General features: G+C 47.2%; 12 protein-coding genes. 4 read left to right on the top strand and 8 right to left on the bottom strand.

The annotated features are described in order from the left end of the window. Positions 1-177: 177 nt before the first annotated feature. From J2W69_RS05530 to J2W69_RS05520, 3 genes are all read right to left on the bottom strand, one after another. Positions 178-573: a response regulator gene (locus J2W69_RS05530; RefSeq protein WP_310275406.1), complete on the bottom strand. Its 396-nt coding sequence runs from the start codon at positions 571-573 to the stop codon at positions 178-180. A gap of 118 nt (positions 574-691) precedes the next feature. Next, entirely contained in the window at positions 692-1978 is a 1287-nt protein-coding gene (locus J2W69_RS05525) for a protein kinase domain-containing protein (RefSeq protein ID WP_310275404.1), read from the bottom strand. A gap of 60 nt (positions 1979-2038) precedes the next feature. Then, positions 2039-2485: an outer membrane lipoprotein gene (locus J2W69_RS05520; protein WP_310275402.1), complete on the bottom strand. Its 447-nt coding sequence runs from the start codon at positions 2483-2485 to the stop codon at positions 2039-2041. Positions 2486-2677: 192 nt separating this feature from the next. Between J2W69_RS05520 and yghU the strand changes: the two genes are divergently transcribed. Continuing rightward, the gene (gene yghU / locus J2W69_RS05515) at positions 2678-3523 is read left to right on the top strand and encodes a glutathione-dependent disulfide-bond oxidoreductase (protein WP_310275400.1); all 846 of its coding nucleotides are present in this window, start codon (positions 2678-2680) and stop codon (positions 3521-3523) included. Here yghU and J2W69_RS05510 read toward each other — a convergent pair. Continuing rightward, positions 3520-4686 carry a GNAT family N-acetyltransferase gene (locus tag J2W69_RS05510; RefSeq protein WP_310275398.1) on the bottom strand — a complete coding sequence of 389 codons (1167 nt, stop codon included), beginning with the start codon at positions 4684-4686 and terminating at the stop codon, positions 3520-3522. The two genes, yghU and J2W69_RS05510, sit on opposite strands and share 4 nt — an antisense overlap. Before the next feature lie 37 nt (positions 4687-4723). Further along, the gene (locus J2W69_RS05505; protein ID WP_310275396.1) at positions 4724-5836 is read right to left on the bottom strand and encodes a response regulator; all 1113 of its coding nucleotides are present in this window, start codon (positions 5834-5836) and stop codon (positions 4724-4726) included. Positions 5837-6031: 195 nt separating this feature from the next. Here J2W69_RS05505 and J2W69_RS05500 point away from each other — a divergent pair, with 195 nt between their 5' ends. Next, a complete protein-coding gene (locus J2W69_RS05500; RefSeq protein WP_310275394.1) occupies positions 6032-11596 on the top strand; it encodes a response regulator in 5565 nt (1854 codons plus the stop codon). Here J2W69_RS05500 and J2W69_RS05495 read toward each other — a convergent pair. The 3 genes from J2W69_RS05495 to J2W69_RS05485 all read right to left on the bottom strand — a co-directional run bounded on the left by J2W69_RS05495 (position 11593) and on the right by J2W69_RS05485 (position 14445). Continuing rightward, positions 11593-12942 (bottom strand): ribonuclease J, encoded by a 1350-nt coding sequence (locus J2W69_RS05495; protein WP_310275392.1) that lies wholly within the window; start codon positions 12940-12942, stop codon positions 11593-11595. The genes J2W69_RS05500 and J2W69_RS05495 overlap by 4 nt on opposite strands. A 109-nt stretch (positions 12943-13051) precedes the next feature. Next, positions 13052-13543: an Mpo1 family 2-hydroxy fatty acid dioxygenase gene (locus tag J2W69_RS05490; RefSeq protein ID WP_310275390.1), complete on the bottom strand. Its 492-nt coding sequence runs from the start codon at positions 13541-13543 to the stop codon at positions 13052-13054. A 212-nt stretch (positions 13544-13755) separates the two neighbouring features. Next, a complete protein-coding gene (locus J2W69_RS05485; protein WP_310275388.1) occupies positions 13756-14445 on the bottom strand; it encodes a Crp/Fnr family transcriptional regulator in 690 nt (229 codons plus the stop codon). A 24-nt stretch (positions 14446-14469) separates the two neighbouring features. Here J2W69_RS05485 and J2W69_RS05480 point away from each other — a divergent pair, with 24 nt between their 5' ends. Beyond that, positions 14470-14622, top strand: coding sequence for a hypothetical protein (locus tag J2W69_RS05480; RefSeq protein WP_310275386.1), 153 nt, complete (start codon positions 14470-14472; stop codon positions 14620-14622). 346 nt (positions 14623-14968) lie between these two features. Beyond that, entirely contained in the window at positions 14969-17425 is a 2457-nt protein-coding gene (locus J2W69_RS05475) for a TonB-dependent receptor (protein ID WP_310275384.1), read from the top strand. Positions 17426-17474 lie beyond the last annotated feature (49 nt).

Below are 17474 nucleotides of genomic sequence, written 5' to 3'. Positions count from 1 at the left end.
ATACCTGTATTTAATGAAATTAATATGCCTGGTTTCAGGCGGTGGTGCTGTAGAAGATGTTTTAACTTATGAATACAGGACGTACTAAAACAACAGTAACATTCGTTGTGGTGCATAAATAATGAACAGACTAACAAAGCAAGGCCAGTGTATAGGTTTTCAGAGCAGTGTCAAAGCTTATTTCACTAAGTTATTAAAATAAGCTGTTTTATAACGCTCAATATCGCTGACAAACTGTTGTATTACATCAGGTTTAGCTGGTTTTCGATAATAGTTAATTTTATCTGTCATCGCCTGATCTTCAATGTAATTCATAATATTGGACGTTAACAAACCAATAAAACAGTGCTGATCCCGGCCCCGTATCCAGCGAGCCAGCTCCAGACCATTGCGACCAGGCAGGTTATAGTCCAGCGAATAGGCATCAAAGTGCTGCAGTTCAATTAAGGTCATAGCTTCTTCGGCGCTGCCTGCAGTGGAACAACTCCAGTCTGGTCTGAACGACTGCACATAACCTCTGGTCAACATCAAACACACCTGACTGTCATCGACTATCAATAACTTAAAAGACATAAGCCTGTTTCAACCTCTTCCTTGTTACCCAAACAGAAAACTCCATGGTCTTTTACTGTAGTTATAAGTTGTTCAATTCTCCAGTTCAGCGACAAGATGATTTAGCAAACCAATAAAATTACAAAGCTTTTAGCAGCTCCTGAAGCTGGCGGAACCCCGGACGCACCTCAACCTCTTGCTGTAAACAAAGACCCGGCACAGCAGCCCATTTATTCTCAAAATCAGCTGCCTCTTCTACAGATAACAAAGTTTGCATATCCAGCAACCAATAACCAAAAGCCCTGACTTCCAGTGCACAGAAGTTCTGTTGCTGTTGTGCTGGCAAAGCATTCAGTGCTGTAGCTGCACCAAAATCGCCTAAATACAACTGCTGCTGAGCATTCACCAGCATATTGTGGGCATACAAATCCCCATGCACTATTTGCTGCTGATGCAAATGCGCCATTACCTCTACCACTTGCTGTGCCAACTGACTCAGCTCTGCCAGAGTTAAACGCTGGCCTTGGGTAAAGGTATCGCGGGTGATGCTATCAAAAGAAGGAGGTTGCCCCAGCACAGTAAAAGAGGCTGGCACCAGTTCCATCACTAAACCTGGTAAATCGCTGTCACGCAGTTGTGCTTTGACTGTGATTAAATTCGCATGATCACCAGCATTGAGGTAATTATTCATTTCATCTTTTGGACAGCCATCACTGGTGACCCAGCCTTTAAACTGTTTTAAAGCCACCAGCTCTGCCTCTTGTGCAAAACGCGCCTGATAAATCACACCGGACGCGCCTTCGCCTAACTTTTCCAGCAACTGATAGTCATTCAGCCAGTGAGTATTTTTCGCTTCTGCTTCAGGCACAGGGCAAGCCGGATTTGCACCCAGCGCCAGCCAGGCTAATTTTGGCAGCCTAAATAGCCAGTCAGGAAAAGACTCAAACTTATTCAGTGAAAGTCGCAATAAACCCAGCTCACGGCACTGCTGCATGGAGTCCGGCAAAGAGGACAACTGATTGCCCGCCATAGCCACTTTTTTCAGTCTGGTATAACGGCCAAAATCAGATGGTAATTCAGTGAGTTGATTGTCCGTCAGGATCAGCCATTCCAACTGGTCCGGCAAAGAATCTTCAGCAAAGTCTGTTAGCTGATTGCCTTTAAAACTGACCATCACTAATTCTGGGCATTGACTAAGCACAACGGGAATATGGCGGAAGTTATTATTGGTTAAAAACAGGCGTTTTAGTTTAGTAAAACGATGTAAATCAGCAGGAAGGTCTGATAACTCATTACCGGACAGGTCCAGAATTTCAACACTGTCGGCAAAACGGTATAAATCGGCCGGAAATTCTTGCAGGTCAGCAGAGAGATTAATCCGGTTTAATGGTGCTTTGGTCTGCGCTAAAGTTTCAAGGCTAAACATCTGATCCCAACCTGCTAAAAAAGCCGGATTGTACAGATGCAGCCTTAATGCAACAAGGGACTACAACTGGTAGATTTGCGAACCAGCAACCCGCACTCTGTCGCCCAGACGTAAATCGCCAATATCCTGATAATCAAACTGCTGAGTGCGGCCATTATCAAAATTTACCGTAACCCGATAAATCTCGTTAGCGGTTTTATTGTTTCGTTCTGCCTGATTACCCGCAACAGCACCGCCTATCACTCCCACTCCTGTCGCCACACTGCGTCCTGAGCCACTACCAAACTGATTCCCAATAACACCACCTATTACAGCACCAAGCACAGCTCCGCCCCCTGAACTACGGTTATCCAGGGCAATAACCTGAATAGAACTGACGCTGCCAATTTGTTCTGCAGGTGCAACGCTTTGTTGTACATTCTGGCCTGGAGAGCTACAGCCTGCTAAAGGTGCCAAGCTTAAAACAGCCAGAGTCACACAAGATAAATAAAAAGTGAAAGTGTTCATATTTATAATCCAGCTCAATATATGGATAGTCAGCCTGCCCCCTGAACACCACTGAGTCTGTACGACACACCACCAAACAGGCTCAAAACAAAGCTCTGCACGTCTCAATAAAGCTGTAGACCCCTTGCAATAACGGCAGTGCAAACCAATATCAATCAGAGCTTTTATAAATCAGGCCCAACAGGAGATCTTATGAGCAATACCTACACACCCGCTAAAGTCTGGACATGGGACAGTCAAAACGGTGGAGCTTTTGCCAGTATCAACAGACCTGTATCAGGTGCAACCCATGACAAAACTTTGCCTGTTGGCGGGCATGACTTGCAACTGTATTCCATGGCGACACCCAATGGGGTGAAAGTGACGATGCTGCTGGAGGAATTACTGGAAGCAGGCTATCAGGCCGCAGACTATGACGCCTGGTTGATAAGCATTCGTGATGGCGATCAGTTTGGCAGTGGTTTTGTGGGCATAAACCCAAACAGTAAGATCCCGGCTTTATTCGATAAAGGCACCGGTATCCGGGTGTTCGAGTCAGGTTCTATTTTGCTCTATCTGGCCGAAAAGTTTGGCGCTTTTATACCAAAGGAGTTTGCTAAACGCACTGAAGTGATGAACTGGTTATTCTGGCAAATGGGCAGTGCACCTTTTGTCGGTGGCGGTTTTGGCCATTTTTATGCCTATGCCCCGGAAAAATATGAATACCCCATCAACCGTTATGCAATGGAAACCAAACGCCAGCTGGATGTACTGGACCAGCAATTAGCAAACCATGAATTTATCGCAGGTGATGAGTATTCCATAGCCGATATGGCGATTTGGCCCTGGTATGGCGCTCTGGTGTTGGGCCGCTTATACAATGCGGCTGAGTTTTTGGATGTGCAAAGTTATACACATCTGCAGCGCTGGGCCAAGCAAATTGATGCGCGGCCCGCGGTACAACGTGCTGTGAAGGTAAATCGCAACTGGGGCGCCCCCCATGAGCAACTGCCAGAGCGCCACAGCGCGGCGGATTTTAACAGCATCCCTAAGGCTTAATCTGCCCGGTTAGCAAAAGGCAGACTGTCTTGTGCTTCCTGCTGATACACCACTAAAGCCCGCTGCTCTTGCACACAGTAACGGGCTATAGCTTCGTTCATTGCTTTGTGTTCTGCTTTGTCAGTAAAGCGGTAAAAACCATGCCTGAGCACGGGCGCAAAACCACGTTGCAGCTTATGTTCGCCCTGAGCTCCGGCATCAAAAAACTGCAAGCCCTGCCTGATGCAATAGTCTATGCCGCTGTAATAACAGCATTCAAAGTGCAGGAAGTTAAAGTCTTGTTTACAGCCCCAATAGCGGCCAAACAAAGTACTTTCTGACTGGAAACACAAAGAAGCAGCCAGCATTTCATCATCTTTAAAAGCAGCAAAAACGATCAGTTGATTGGCCATAGTCTGACCCCAGCGCCAGAAGGTGTCGGCCGTTAAATAGCCCTGATGGCGTGATCGCTTTTGATAAGTGTCGCAATAAAAACCATAAAACTGCTGCCAGAACACTAAGTCCAGCTCAACACCAGTCAGGGTTTTGATGACAACCCCCTGCTCTATGACTGCAGCTCTTTCTTTGCGGATTTGTTTACGTTTGCGGGCTGTCAGTACAGCCAGAAAATCGTCAAAGCATGAGTAGTTTTTATTGCTCCATAAAAACTGCACATCAAAACGTTCGATAAAACCGGCGTCCCGAAAAGCCTGTTGATCCTCTGTTTCGGCATAAAGGCATTGCAAATGACTGAGTGGCAAAACCTGCTGCAGTTCTGTCACTCCTTGTGCCAGCCACTGCAACAGCTCTGCTTTATCAATACCAGCAGCTACCCCCAAACGGGGTCCTTCGGCAGGAGTAAAGGGAATAGCCAGCAGCAACTTGGGGTAATAATCCAGACCGTAGTTCTGATAAGCTTCGGCAAAAGACCAGTCAAACAGGTATTCGCCATAAGAATGCAACTTAATATAAGCAGGCACTGCAGCTATTAATTGATCGTTTTGCCAGACTACAAAATGCCGCACCAGCCAGCCGGTGTTTTTGCCTGCATTGCTGCCCACACTGCCACCTTGCTCCAGCGCCAGTAAAAACTCATAACGGCAAAACGGATAATCAGCAGGAAATAAGCCATTCCAGTCTGCTGCTGTCACTTCAGCCAGTGAAGACAGCCATTCAAAACGCATAAAACTCCACAGCAATAAAGCTCATGATCAGGTTCATTTAATCTTGTTTCGTCAGTACCAACAACTGCTCAACCTGCTGGGTTAAATCTGAGCAGGACACACGAATGGATGAAGTATTAATACGTACTGTGGCTGGGTCATCAGCACCTTGCTCCAAAGCCTTCAATGTCATCTGCAGATCCGACAAGGCCCCTTTAACTTTGTGCTGCAAAATTTGCTCGACATCATTTTTTAAGCGGAAACTGTCCTGCAGCGTATCAATCTGGTTGCGCATTTCTTTGGCACTTTGGATCAAAGCCGCATGAGTTTTGACTCTGGCTTTTACCACGGGCGGATTCACGGGTTTGGTAATGTAATCCACAGCCCCTAATTCAAAACCCCGTACTATATCCATGGTTTGATCCAAAGCTGTTAAAAAAATCACCGTAATATGCTGAGTTTGTGGATCGGCTTTTAAACGTTTACAGACCTCAAAACCATTCATTTCCGGCATCATCACATCCAGTAAGACCAGATCAGGCTGAGGTTCTGCCGCACAAATTTTTAATGCTTTTTCACCACTGGTGGCAGCCCCAACTTTGTAGTCTTTGCGCAAAATGTCGCTGATCACCTGAATATTATCCACCACATCATCCACCACCAAAATACGCAGCGGTTGTTGTTGCAGTGGTTCTTCTTTGGAGGACCCGGCAGCTTTTTTCTGGGCAGCAGAACGGGCAGGCCCTTCAATGGCACGCAACACCCTTTCACTCAAGATCTTGGCTGAAAAAGGCTTGACCACATACTCAGACACACCAGACTTAATGGCCTGGATCACCGCAGCTTGTTCGATGATGGACGAGAGCATAATAAAAGGGGTGCGGCTGTGCTTTTTATCCGCACGCATTTTGGCCAGCAACTCCATGCCATCCATTTTTGGCATTTGCCACTCAGATAACACTAAATCAACCTGCTTGAGCAGCATCATACTCAAGGCATGTTCGCCATTGCCTGCCTGCAACACCTGACCAAAGCCCATGTCCCGCAGCATAGTAACCACGGTTTCACGCACAATGTCTGTGGCGTCAACCACCAGTACTGTCATTTCAGAGTATGGTTTGCGCACAGCTTCTGCTGCTTCTGTCGTTGTATCCATAGCTTTGACTGTCATAGTGTTGCACTCCGGCTTCATCTGCTGTTTTTCAGGTTACTTTCTTTTTTAATGAATGGGAATCATTCTGTCCGACAAAAGCGCAGCTATATACTTGGGTATAAACTCAGCTGCCCAACTTGACGAATAGTTGCGGATGGCTGACAGTTGAGCCAGAGCCAGTATCCACATAAATTGTTTATCCGGAGAGTCTGATTGAATCCATTGTATCTGCTGGGCATAAGGCTGCTGGCATCTGTTATCCCTGCGCTGCTGATGTTCACAGTAGCAGCCACACAACAAAAAATTGAAAAACTGTCGGTGTACAGCAGGCTGGCCAATCCACAAATTTACAGTGTGGCTAACGATCATCAGGGCTTCTTATGGTTTGGCACAACAGACGGACTGAAACGTTATGATGGTTATCAGTTTGTTTCCTTTCAGCATGAGCCAGACCAGCCAGGTTCTCTGTCGAATAATAATGTAGGGGTGATGCTGCACGATTCGAAAAGCCGGCTTTGGGTGGGCACCTGGGGTGGCGGGCTGAATTTATACCTGCCTGAAAGTCAGACCTTCCGCCATTTCCGCCATGACCCGGAGTCGCCAAATTCATTAGGCGCAGACAGAGTGCAGTCCCTGTTTGAAACTAAATCCGGCGATATATGGGTGGGCACCAATGGCGGTGGTTTAAATTTATATCAGCCACAAAGCGACACTTTTAAAAGTTACACCCATGATCCTGCTAATCCGCAGAGTATTGGCAACAACAGGATCTGGGGCTTAGCAGAAGACAGTAAACAGAATTTATGGGTTGCCACTACCGATGGTTTGTATCGATTTGACGCTGAGCAACAGCAATTCCATAAATATGGCGTAGCCGAAGGCTCTTTGGATCACCCTGAAGTACGCTCTATTTTTATCGACCCCCAGGATCAGCTCTGGGTCTCTACCCGTTTGAGTTTTGGCCGCTTTGAGCCAGACAATAACAGCTATCAGCGGTATGCATTACCGGATGGCGAGCTGCCCAGCGTCAACAGTATGACAGCTCAGGGTGACTTACTTATTCTGGCCACTCTGGCCGGGGTCTATCATTTTAATACCAAAGAAAAAAGCTTTTATCCGGCCGCATTAAATGGCGATTGGTCTTTGCTCGGCAGCCATGACGTGCGCCAGGTGCTGCTCGATTCCACAGGACTGTTATGGGCAGCCACCCGTTATGCTGGTGTGGTGAAAGTATTTCCACGTCTGCCCGCTTTTGAAGGCTGGAACAACTACTTAAGCCACAGGCCGCTGTCCGGTTTGTATTCTCAGGTGCAAAGTATGATCGCAAAGCCTGATGGTGGTTTATGGCTGGGCACAGGCAAAGGTTTGGTTGCTTTTGATGGTCAACAGCAATTCAGCCCTTTAACTTCAGACAGCTTTCCAGGTCAGTTCACCCGCTTTCGCATCAAAACTATGGCCTATGACAGTAAAGACCAGCTTTATATCAATACAGATTCAGGCCTGTATAAACTGGAGCCGCAACAACTGCAAATCCAACAGCTGTCTATGGACTGGATGAAATTAGCCGGGGATGGCATAGAATCCCTGGCAGTGGATAAAGACGATCAACTCTGGCTGGTGTTGTCTTCCACTCATCATCTGGTGCGCTGGGATCCCAAAACCAATAGCACAGACTACTTTTTAAAAGACGTAGACCCTGTGTTTAGTTTTGTTGATCAGCAAAATGAAATCTGGGTTGCCACGCTGGGAGACGGCACTTATCGCATTTCGGCCGATCGTACACAGATTTCCCATTTTTTACCTGCCACCAGCCAGAGTCTGAGCAATACCAATCTGAGTACAGCCAGCGTGTTAGCCATAGTGCAAGCCGATGCCGACAGCTTGTGGTTTGCTACCAGTCAGGGGGTAGACCTCTATTCGAAAAAAACCGGTAAAGTCACTCACTTTAAACATGTGATCGAAGGTGAAGTCATTTCAGTGCAATCCATGGCGCTGGACACCAATGGTATGTTGTGGCTGGCGACCTCTCATGGCGTGTCCCGGCTGGATCCGGACACTGGCATATTTAATTATTTCACCACCAATGATGGCCTGAACAGCAATGGCTTTTTACCTCGATCAGCCACTCAAACCCCGGATGGCCGGATCTTTTTTGGCAGCGTTGAAGGCATTACAGCAGTGCACCCATCGCAAGTTCTGGTTAATGAAGTTCCACCTCCCGTAGTGATTACGTCAGTCAGAATTGATGGGAAACAACAGCCTTTTCCGTTGCCTGAATTACTGGAAGTTGCAGCTGATTTTAAAAATTTAAGCATTGATTTTGCAGCTCTGGATTTTCAGGCCACGGAAGACAACAGGTATCAAACCCGATTAATGGGGTATGACGATCAGTGGAGCAACAGAACGCCCGAACATAAGGTTAACTATGGCCGCCTGCCGCCTGGTGACTATCAATTTGAAGTGGTCGGCAGTAATAACCACGGTGTCTGGAACCCAAGTCCACAACGACTGAAATTGAAGATATTACCGCCCTGGTATCAAACCACTGTGTTTTTAGTAGCAGCCCCGCTGACACTGGCTTTATTGATCTTTTTTTGGCTCAGAGCCAGAACCCAGGCCCAGCAAAAACGCGAGCAACATTTAACCGAACAAGTCAGTAGACGCACTCAGGATATTTTATTACTGGGTGAGCTGGGCAAAGACATAGCCGCCACTTTTGAGCTGGAGCAAGTAGCACAAAAAATTTATAACCACCTGACCACAGTACTCAACACCGACACTGTGGCTTTGGCTTTGTACGATCAGCAGCGCTCGGAGCTGAATTATCTGTTTGCCATGCGAAAAGGCGAACGACTTGACCCTGTCTCAGTGCAGTTGAATAATCCACGCCGCCCCAGTTGCTACTGCATTGAACAGCGCCAGGAGTTTATTATCTCTACCCCATCGGACTGGGCGCGTTATGGCCTGTCTCCCCAGCATTGCCTGAATGGTCCACAAACCCAGACAGTGATTTGTGAACCCTTGATAGCAGGCGATCAACTGCTGGGAATTCTGAGCATTCAAAGTGATCAAAACGACGCTTTTAGTGAAGCACAAATTAATATGCTGCGTATTATTGCCAGCCATGCAGCAGTGTCTGTGTCCAACGCTTTATCCTTCCAGCAACTGTCTGAAACCCGCCAACGTTTTGAGATGGCAATGATAGGAGCCAATGCTGGTTCATGGGAGCTGAATAACCAAACCGGAGAGCTTATTACCAATGAAATCTGGGCCACTATGCTGGGTTATACCCCGGACGAACTGCTGGCCTTGTATGGCAACACTATAGATCAGCTTAGCCAGTTGGTGCATCCGGATGATTTAGCCAGAACCCAGGCTGCCTTTGTACACCATATCAAAGGCTTCAGTGATGTGTACCGGGTGCAGATGCGGATGAAAAGCCGCAGCGGTCAGTGGAAATGGATGCTGAGTGTGGGGAAAGCTATTCAACACAAGGTATTTGGTATTTTATTGGATGTCAGCGAATCCAAGGCGATGGAAAGTGCGTTGCTGGAAGCCAAAGAAAAAGCCGAACAGGCGACCAAAGCCAAGTCCGACTTTTTATCCAATATGTCGCATGAAATCCGTACTCCTATGAATGCCATTATTGGCATGAGTCATCTGGCACTGGACACAGAATTAGCGCCCAAACAGCGCAATTACATCGAAAAAGTACACCGCAGTGCTGAAGTCTTGCTCGGTATTATTAATGACATTCTGGACTTCAGCAAAATTGAAGCAGGTAAACTGGATATAGAACAAACCGAGTTTCAGCTCGATGCCGTGCTGGAACAACTGGTGGATATGGTTGGGCTGAAAGCGGCTGAAAAACACATAGAATTGCATTTTTCCATAGCCCCTGATGTACCCACTGTATTGCGTGGCGACCCACTGCGTTTAGGCCAAATTTTGACAAATCTGGGCAATAACGCGGTGAAGTTTACCGAACAGGCCGGTGAAATCACGGTTTCAGTGCATTGTGAACAACAAGAAGCCAACGAAGTGCTGCTGCATTTTGCCGTCAAAGACAGCGGTATTGGTATGACTGCAGAACAACAAGCCAAATTATTTCAGTCATTCAGCCAGGCCGACAGTTCCACCACCCGCAAATACGGCGGCACAGGCTTAGGTTTAGCTATTTGTAAAACCTTAACCGAACTGATGCAGGGTGAGATTTGGGTTGAAAGCACTGAAGGTAAGGGCAGCACTTTTCATTTTACCGCACGCTTAGGCGTAGTCACGCAACCACAGACTGAAACCGGGTTACCAGCCACACTGGCAGGGCTGAAAGTTGTTGTGGCCGACGACAACGACACAGCTCGGGATATTTTAGCCGGGCTGCTGCGCCATCAGGGTTTTGAGGTCACCACCACAGACAGCGGCGAACAAGCGCTGCTTTTAGTGCGCGAAGCCGACCAGTTGCAGCCTTTCCAGTTACTTTGTATCGACTGGAATATGCCGGGTTTAGATGGTTTAGCCACTATTGCGAAGCTGCAGCAACTGCCTTTGCTTTCTCCGCCGCACGTTATGCTGGTGACAGCCTATGGTACTGATGAAGCCAGACAAGCAGCTGCTCATCTGAGCATTGACAGTTATCTGGCGAAACCTTTTAGTCGTGACAGCCTGCTGCAGGCTGTGTTGCATTCTTTTGGTCACAGCAGTCAGATCAGCAACAAAGCAACTGGGGTAATAGCTAAAGTTCAGGCCGCTATCAGGCAGTTGCAGGGGGCGCGTATTTTACTGGCTGAAGACAATGCACTGAATCAGGAGCTCGCTATGGAGCTACTGACAAGCAATGGGCTTGTTGTCACCCTGGCTGAAAACGGCCAACAGGCATTGGATTTATTACAGCAGCAACACTTTGATGCAGTGCTGATGGATTGTCAGATGCCAGTGATGGATGGTTATGCTGCCACAGCTGTGATTCGCCAGCTCGGGCAATTCAGCCAGTTGCCTATTATCGCCATGACCGCCAATGTGATGACCGCAGATATTGAAAAATCGCTGGATGCTGGTATGAATGCTCATATTGCCAAACCTATTAACGTCAATGAGATGTTTTTGGTGATGGCAAAATGGATCAAGGTTGCTGATCCGCAGCCTGAAGTGATGCCCACGTCTGAAGATGCAGACCAACTTCAACTGCCTGAATTAGCAGGTATAGACACAGAAGCCGGGCTTGCAGTCAGCCAGCACAAGCAGGCTTTGTATCTGAAGTTATTAAAACGTTTTGCCGATTCAAATCAGGATTTCAGCCAGCAGTTTCAACAAGCCCTGCAGGACACAGACCCGGAAGCCGCCAGCCGCTGTGCTCATAGCTTAAGAGGTTCAGCCGGAAATATAGGTGCTAAGGCAGTGCAGTTTGCGGCACAAGCTTTAGAGATGGCCTGCCGTGAGCATGCCGATATTGCAGCGCCTTTACTGCGGCTTGAGCAGGAACTGGCAGTGGTATTAACTGCGTTGAAACAACTCAACACAGACCTAAACCAAAACGTCACAGCAGAACAAGCTGCAGATCCTGCAGAAGTCCAAAACTTAGTACAGCAGTTGACGGCTTTAATAGCAGACAATGACACTGAAGCCGTGGACAAAGCTGAGCAACTGCAGCAGTTACTCAGCAGCACAGAATATAAAACAGTGGTTGCTGCTTTACTCAAGCATATCAATAACTACGATTTTGATGAAGCAGCAGCCAGCTTAAGCCTGTTAAGCCAGCAGATGGAGGCCAAACTATCTTAGCGCAGCAAAGCAATACGGCCGGTTTTGACCACTTGTTTATAGACACGAGGCTCTGGTGAGAGCACATACAAGTCGCCATTCAAACCAGTGAGTTGGATTGGCACTCCGGCTTGATGTGCGACCTGAGCATTAGCTTCTATATGAGCGGCTTCGCCATGCACAGGCACGGCGATTTGCGGTTTTACCCAGCTGTACAATAACTCCAGCTCGCCACGGCACGGGTGACCTGAAACGTGGATGGGTAAATCTGTGTCGTGGCTTTGCAGGGTTTGGATGTCACGTTGCCGGAATTGCTGCACCAGCTTTTCGATAAAGGCTTCATTGCCCGGAATAATAATGGAGCTGAAGATGACTAAATCACCGGCTTCCAGTGTTAGTTCGCGCTGCATATCTGCGGCTAAACGGCTTAAGGTCGCTTTAGGTTCACCCTGACTGCCGGTGGCGACCACTAATACTTCTTCTTTGGGTAAATAACCTAAATCATTGGCGTCTATCAAATGAATGTCGTCTGGCCAATGCCCTGTAGCTCGTGCAGCACCCACCATATTTTGTAAAGAACGGCCCAAAAGCGCCATATAACGACCGGTTTTATTGGCTACCCGGCCAAGAGCTATTAAGCGCCCGACATTGCTGCTAAAACCACTGACCACCACCCTGCCCGCAGCCTGACTTATCACCTGCAACAAAGCCTCATAACAGTCGCTTTCCGACACTGAAAAACCATCACGCAATGCATTAGTGGAATCACAGACCATAGCTGTGACATTTTCTTGTGCTAAACGCTGAAAGACGCGGGGTTTAAAGGCTTTGCCTGTCATAGGTGTTGCATCTATTTTCCAGTCTGCTGTGTGAAACACAGAACCAGCTGGCGTGCGGATCATCAGACAATGGGGTTCAGGGATGGAATGGGTAATAGCCAAAAACTGTACGGCAAAAGGCCCTATATGTTTGGTGTCGCCGGTTTTCACTTCAATGATAGGTACTTTATCCAAAAGCCCAACTTCACCAAGTTTACGGCGCAGAATTTCTGCCGTAAAAGCTGTGGCATACACAGGGCATTTAAAACGAGGCCAGAGTGCAGGCAAAGCCCCTATATGATCTTCATGAGCATGGGTGATAATAATGCCAGCCAGCTTTTCCGGTTGCCTGGCAATAAAAGCCGGATCGGCAGCCACTACATCTGCTTTGCTTAAACTGTTGGGCTGCAACGGACTATTAAAAGTGACACCACAATCCACCATCAGCCACACACCGGCATGACCATATAAATTCAGGTTCATGCCAATTTCGCCTGTGCCACCTAAAGGTAAAAACCACAAATCAGCACGGCCCGGTATTAAATCCACAATTACAACTTCCTGCGCTTTGCACAACCACTATTCACAATACCTTTAGTGTAAGCCTATTGGTCAAGGCGTCCTAGCAATAATGCCGTTCTGCTCCGGATCGCCGGATTTAATGCACAGGCCCTGCTTTTTGATCAATTTGCTGCTGCAGTGATTTGGCAAACCCAAGCAAAAACAGCACTTCCGCCATCACAAATAAAGGCCCTATCAATAAACCCACCATATCATCGACAAAAGCCGGTTTTTTGCCCTCGAAATAATGCCCGATAAATTGCAGCACCCAGCCAAAGACAAACACAGCCACAGAAGCACCCAGCCAGGCCGTTGTGCTGTCCATTGCCACCAGTTGCAACGCTATCAGATAACAGCCCGCACTAAAGCCCAGCATCACCAGCCCCATACTGAGACTTAAGCGAAAATAAAATAACAAAGAGCCAACAAGTAACAGATGAGTGGCGGTAATGCCGGCAAACAACTCAAAAGACAATAAGCTAAATAAGGCGATCACAATCAGCGGTATACCGGCAAAGTGGGTGTAAATATTACGTTGATCTCTGTGGTAATGGGCGTACTGAATTAAATGCTCAGACAATGTTTTCATCCGGTTCTCCTTAGCAAAAAGACACTCTAAAGGAGAACCTTAACTAAGCTCTGTCAGATAACCGACAATCAGGCCACTTTAATTCGATGGCATCTCTGCGGCTTGTTTTAACAACGTCAAATCCAGTATTTCAACTTGAGCATAGTTAATGATTCGGGAGCTCCGCCGCTTGTTTTAATAGCTTCAAATCTAATACTTCAATTTGAGCATAGTTAATGATTCGGGAGCTCCGCCGCTTGTTTTAATAGCTTCAAATCTAATACTTCAATTTGAGCATAACTGGTACGGATCACTCCAGTCGCCACCAGCTGTTGCAATAGCTGATTAATAGTCTGGCGTGATAACGACAATAATTGGCCCAGTTGCTCCTGCTGAACCGGGATCAGGTACCTTTCGTCCTGCTGATGCAAACGGCACAACATCAATAAACGTCGGGCCAGCCGGACTGAAGCAGGTAACAAACTTATATCTTCCAGCGCCTGAAACACCAGCCGCACTTTTTCAGTCAGTAACTGACCAAAGCGTTGCCACCAAAGCGGATCCTGCAGCACCAACTGCTGCAAAGCGGCACTATTCAGCTGCAACACCTGACAAGGTACGCTGGCGGTAGCATCATGGGTGCGGGCTTTACGATCAAACAAGGCAATTTCACCTATCCAGTCACCGGCTTCCACTATGGTCAGCAATGCTTCGCGGCCTGATTGATGTACGCCAGCAATCAGCAAAGCGCCGGATAACAGCACATAAATGCCGTCAAACTCATCACCGCGACTAAATAAACGCTGGTCAGCCTCAAGTTGCACCAGTCTGGCCTGAGCTAACAACTGCTGCTGTTGGCTGGCTGACAAAGCCGCAAACCAGTGGCTGTGCTGTCGAAGCGGTATCGCAAAATGGTCGGACATAAATTAACCTGAACCAATCAAACTGTGCACAAGGTAGGAGATCCGGATAAAATCAGCAAGTACAGCAGCGCCAGATCCAGGAAAGCAGATGAACAGAATGTGCTTAATCAGCAGGATTATCAGGCCGCTCATGTGATGCATCTTCGTCAGCATTTGCAGCAAATTCAAAGTTTATAAATCACTCAGCACGCTGTGTTGTAGCGATAAAAACAACAAAAAGACAGGTTCTGTTGATGAACAAAAATACTTCACTTATCGGATAAAAATAAATCATCCATACAGATTTTGCATAAATATGATTTTAATGCAGTTCAAATTTTATAGCCCATTCAGCCAAATCTCAGCAACACCATAAGAATAAAGAGCTACAGCAAAAGTTAAGCAAAAACAGACAAATGAATTTAATTTGTTAATTGTTGAATATAAATTCAGCATGCGGTTTAAAGGCCTATTGTTTTCTGATTTTTTATGTGTTTCTATCGGATGAAACGCCAAAAAAATACGACCAATAGAGGTAATTTCCATGCAGTTTAAGCCCAGCCTGTTATCGCTGACCATTGCATCTGTTTTAGCAGCACCCACCCTCGCTGTAAAAGCTGAAGCATTGGCAGTAGAAGAGCAACAAATTGAGGTGATTAATGTCACCGCAACCCGCCGTAGCGGAACAGTGCAGGACGCACCTCTGAATATTACCGCTCTGGATAATGATGTGATTGCCCAGCAAAACATTAGTGAGCTGGCAGATATCGCCCGCTGGGTGCCGGGTTTAACCATTACCGATCAGGGCGGCCGTGAAGCGTCCCCTATTATTGTGCGTGGTTTAAATACCAACTCTTCAGGCCCGGGTTCTGACGGTGGCACAGTCTCTACTTATATTGGTGAACTGCCTGCAGCTGTGGATCTGAAACTGGTTGATGTAGAACGGGTTGAAGTATTAATTGGCCCCCAGGGGACTCTGTATGGCGCTGGTACTTTGGGTGGTGCTATACGTTACATTCTGAATAAACCAGAAACTGACGTAGCCAGCGCCAGCGTTTTTGGTGATTTATCCTCCACAAACGAAAGTGACAGCTTAGGTAAACAAGGTGGCTTTATTGTCAATTTTCCACTGATTAACGACACCTTAGCTTTACGTGCTTCACTGAACTATCTGAACGATCCGGGTTATATAGATTACAACTATATGGTGCGTGAACCAGGGGTATCACTGACCGATCCGGATTGGAGTAACAGTGCTGAAGTCGCAGCAAACACCTACCGTAAAGCCGATGCCAACGGAGAACAAACCACCACTGGCCGTATAGCTCTACGCTGGACGCCAAACGACTGGTTAGACAGCACATTAAATTACTACTTCCAGAACGAAAAAATTGAAGGCCGTGGTATTACCCACTACGACGCCTTAGGTGAAGCAAACCCGTTAAAACCTTTGATTGGCAAATACGAATCAGCTTACCGTTACGAAGAACCAAACGACATTGATAACTCGCTGTTAAGTCTGGAAGTGACTGCCGATTTAGGTTTTGCTGAGCTGGTTTCTGCCACAGGTTTAGCCAAAACTGAAGAGCATGGTCAACGTGATCAAACCGACTTATTAATCCGCCTGAATTATGGTTATGAAGAGTTTCCTGCCTTCTCCGCTTTTACCCGCGAAGATCAGGAAAAAGAAGTCTTCACTCAGGAACTGCGCTTAGTCTCCACAGGTGACAGCGACTGGAACTGGATTGTTGGCGCATTTTATAACCAGTCCGACTTTGAAGGCTACAGCAGAGAATTCACCCCCGGTTTTGATCAATATGCACTGACCGAGTGGGAAACCGGCGGTAACCCACGTCCTGACGCTTTGGAATATATTTCTGTCGACGACACCACTGTCACTGAAAAAGCAATTTTTGGTGAACTGGGTTATCAGATGACAGAACAACTGGCTTTTACTATAGGTGCTCGTTTTTATGACTACGATGTGAAATCCAGATCCGCCATCGACTTGCCTCTGTACAATTCAGTGTTCGACGGCGCTCCCTCTGATGCTATTACGCTGGACTTTAAAGACGCCAACGCGGAAGACAGCGGTAACCTGCTGAAATTTAATACCAACTATAAATTCACTCCGGATGTGATGGGTTATTTTACCGTCAGTGAAGGGTTCCGTATTGGCGGCTCGAACGGCGTAGCGCCATGTCCGGTGCCGCTGCCAGAAGATCGCCAGATTGTCTGTGCCCTGCCGGATGAACGTATTTTTACTCCGGATATGACCACCAACTACGAGCTGGGTTTTAAAACCACCTGGTTTAAAAACAAACTGCACTTTAATGCAGCTGTATTTAATGTCGATTGGGAAGATGCTCAGGTTTCAGGTGCGACCGTCAATGGCCAGCAGCCTATTATCACCAACGCGGCGTCCGCCAACGCTAAAGGGGTGGAAATTTCAGCACGGGCCATTTTACCCAATGGTATCAGTACCTATGCCACTTATGCTTACACCAGAGCAGAGCTGACCAGCGATGCGCCTTTCCTGTTTGCGGTTGTGGACGATCAGGGTACGGACATACAAAACTTTTATGATGGTAAAGACGGTGACAGACTGCCGGGCTCACCTGAAAATCAGTTCTCTTTGGGCCTGAACTACGAAACTGAAGTTTTGAACGGAAAACAGCTGGATCTGACCTACGGTTTAACCTACCAAAGTGATGTGATTTCCAAAGTGGGTTTAAGAGCTGATGGTGAAACCTTACCAGGCTACGCTTTGAGTAACATAGCAGCCAAACTGGCAGACGACCGTTGGTCAGTGACTTTCTATGTCGACAATCTGTTTGATAAATATGCCTTCACTTCAGTACGCCGTGATAAAGGCGATACCGGCCTGGCAACCTTTCCGGACAGGAACGTGAACGACCCGGCACTGCAACGCAACTACGGTCATTTCATTCTGACGCCAATGACAGTGGGCATGAAGTTTAACTATCAGTTTGAGATTTAAGCTCAGTTGAGGTAAAACTGTTTTTTCTGAAGGGCACTGACAGTGCCCT

Origin of the sequence: Rheinheimera soli (genome assembly GCF_031457405.1) — a bacterium.
GTDB lineage: Bacteria > Pseudomonadota > Gammaproteobacteria > Enterobacterales > Alteromonadaceae > Pararheinheimera > Pararheinheimera soli_A.
Note: the sequence above shows the minus strand (reverse complement) of the source record. Positions and strands in the feature narration are given on the sequence as shown.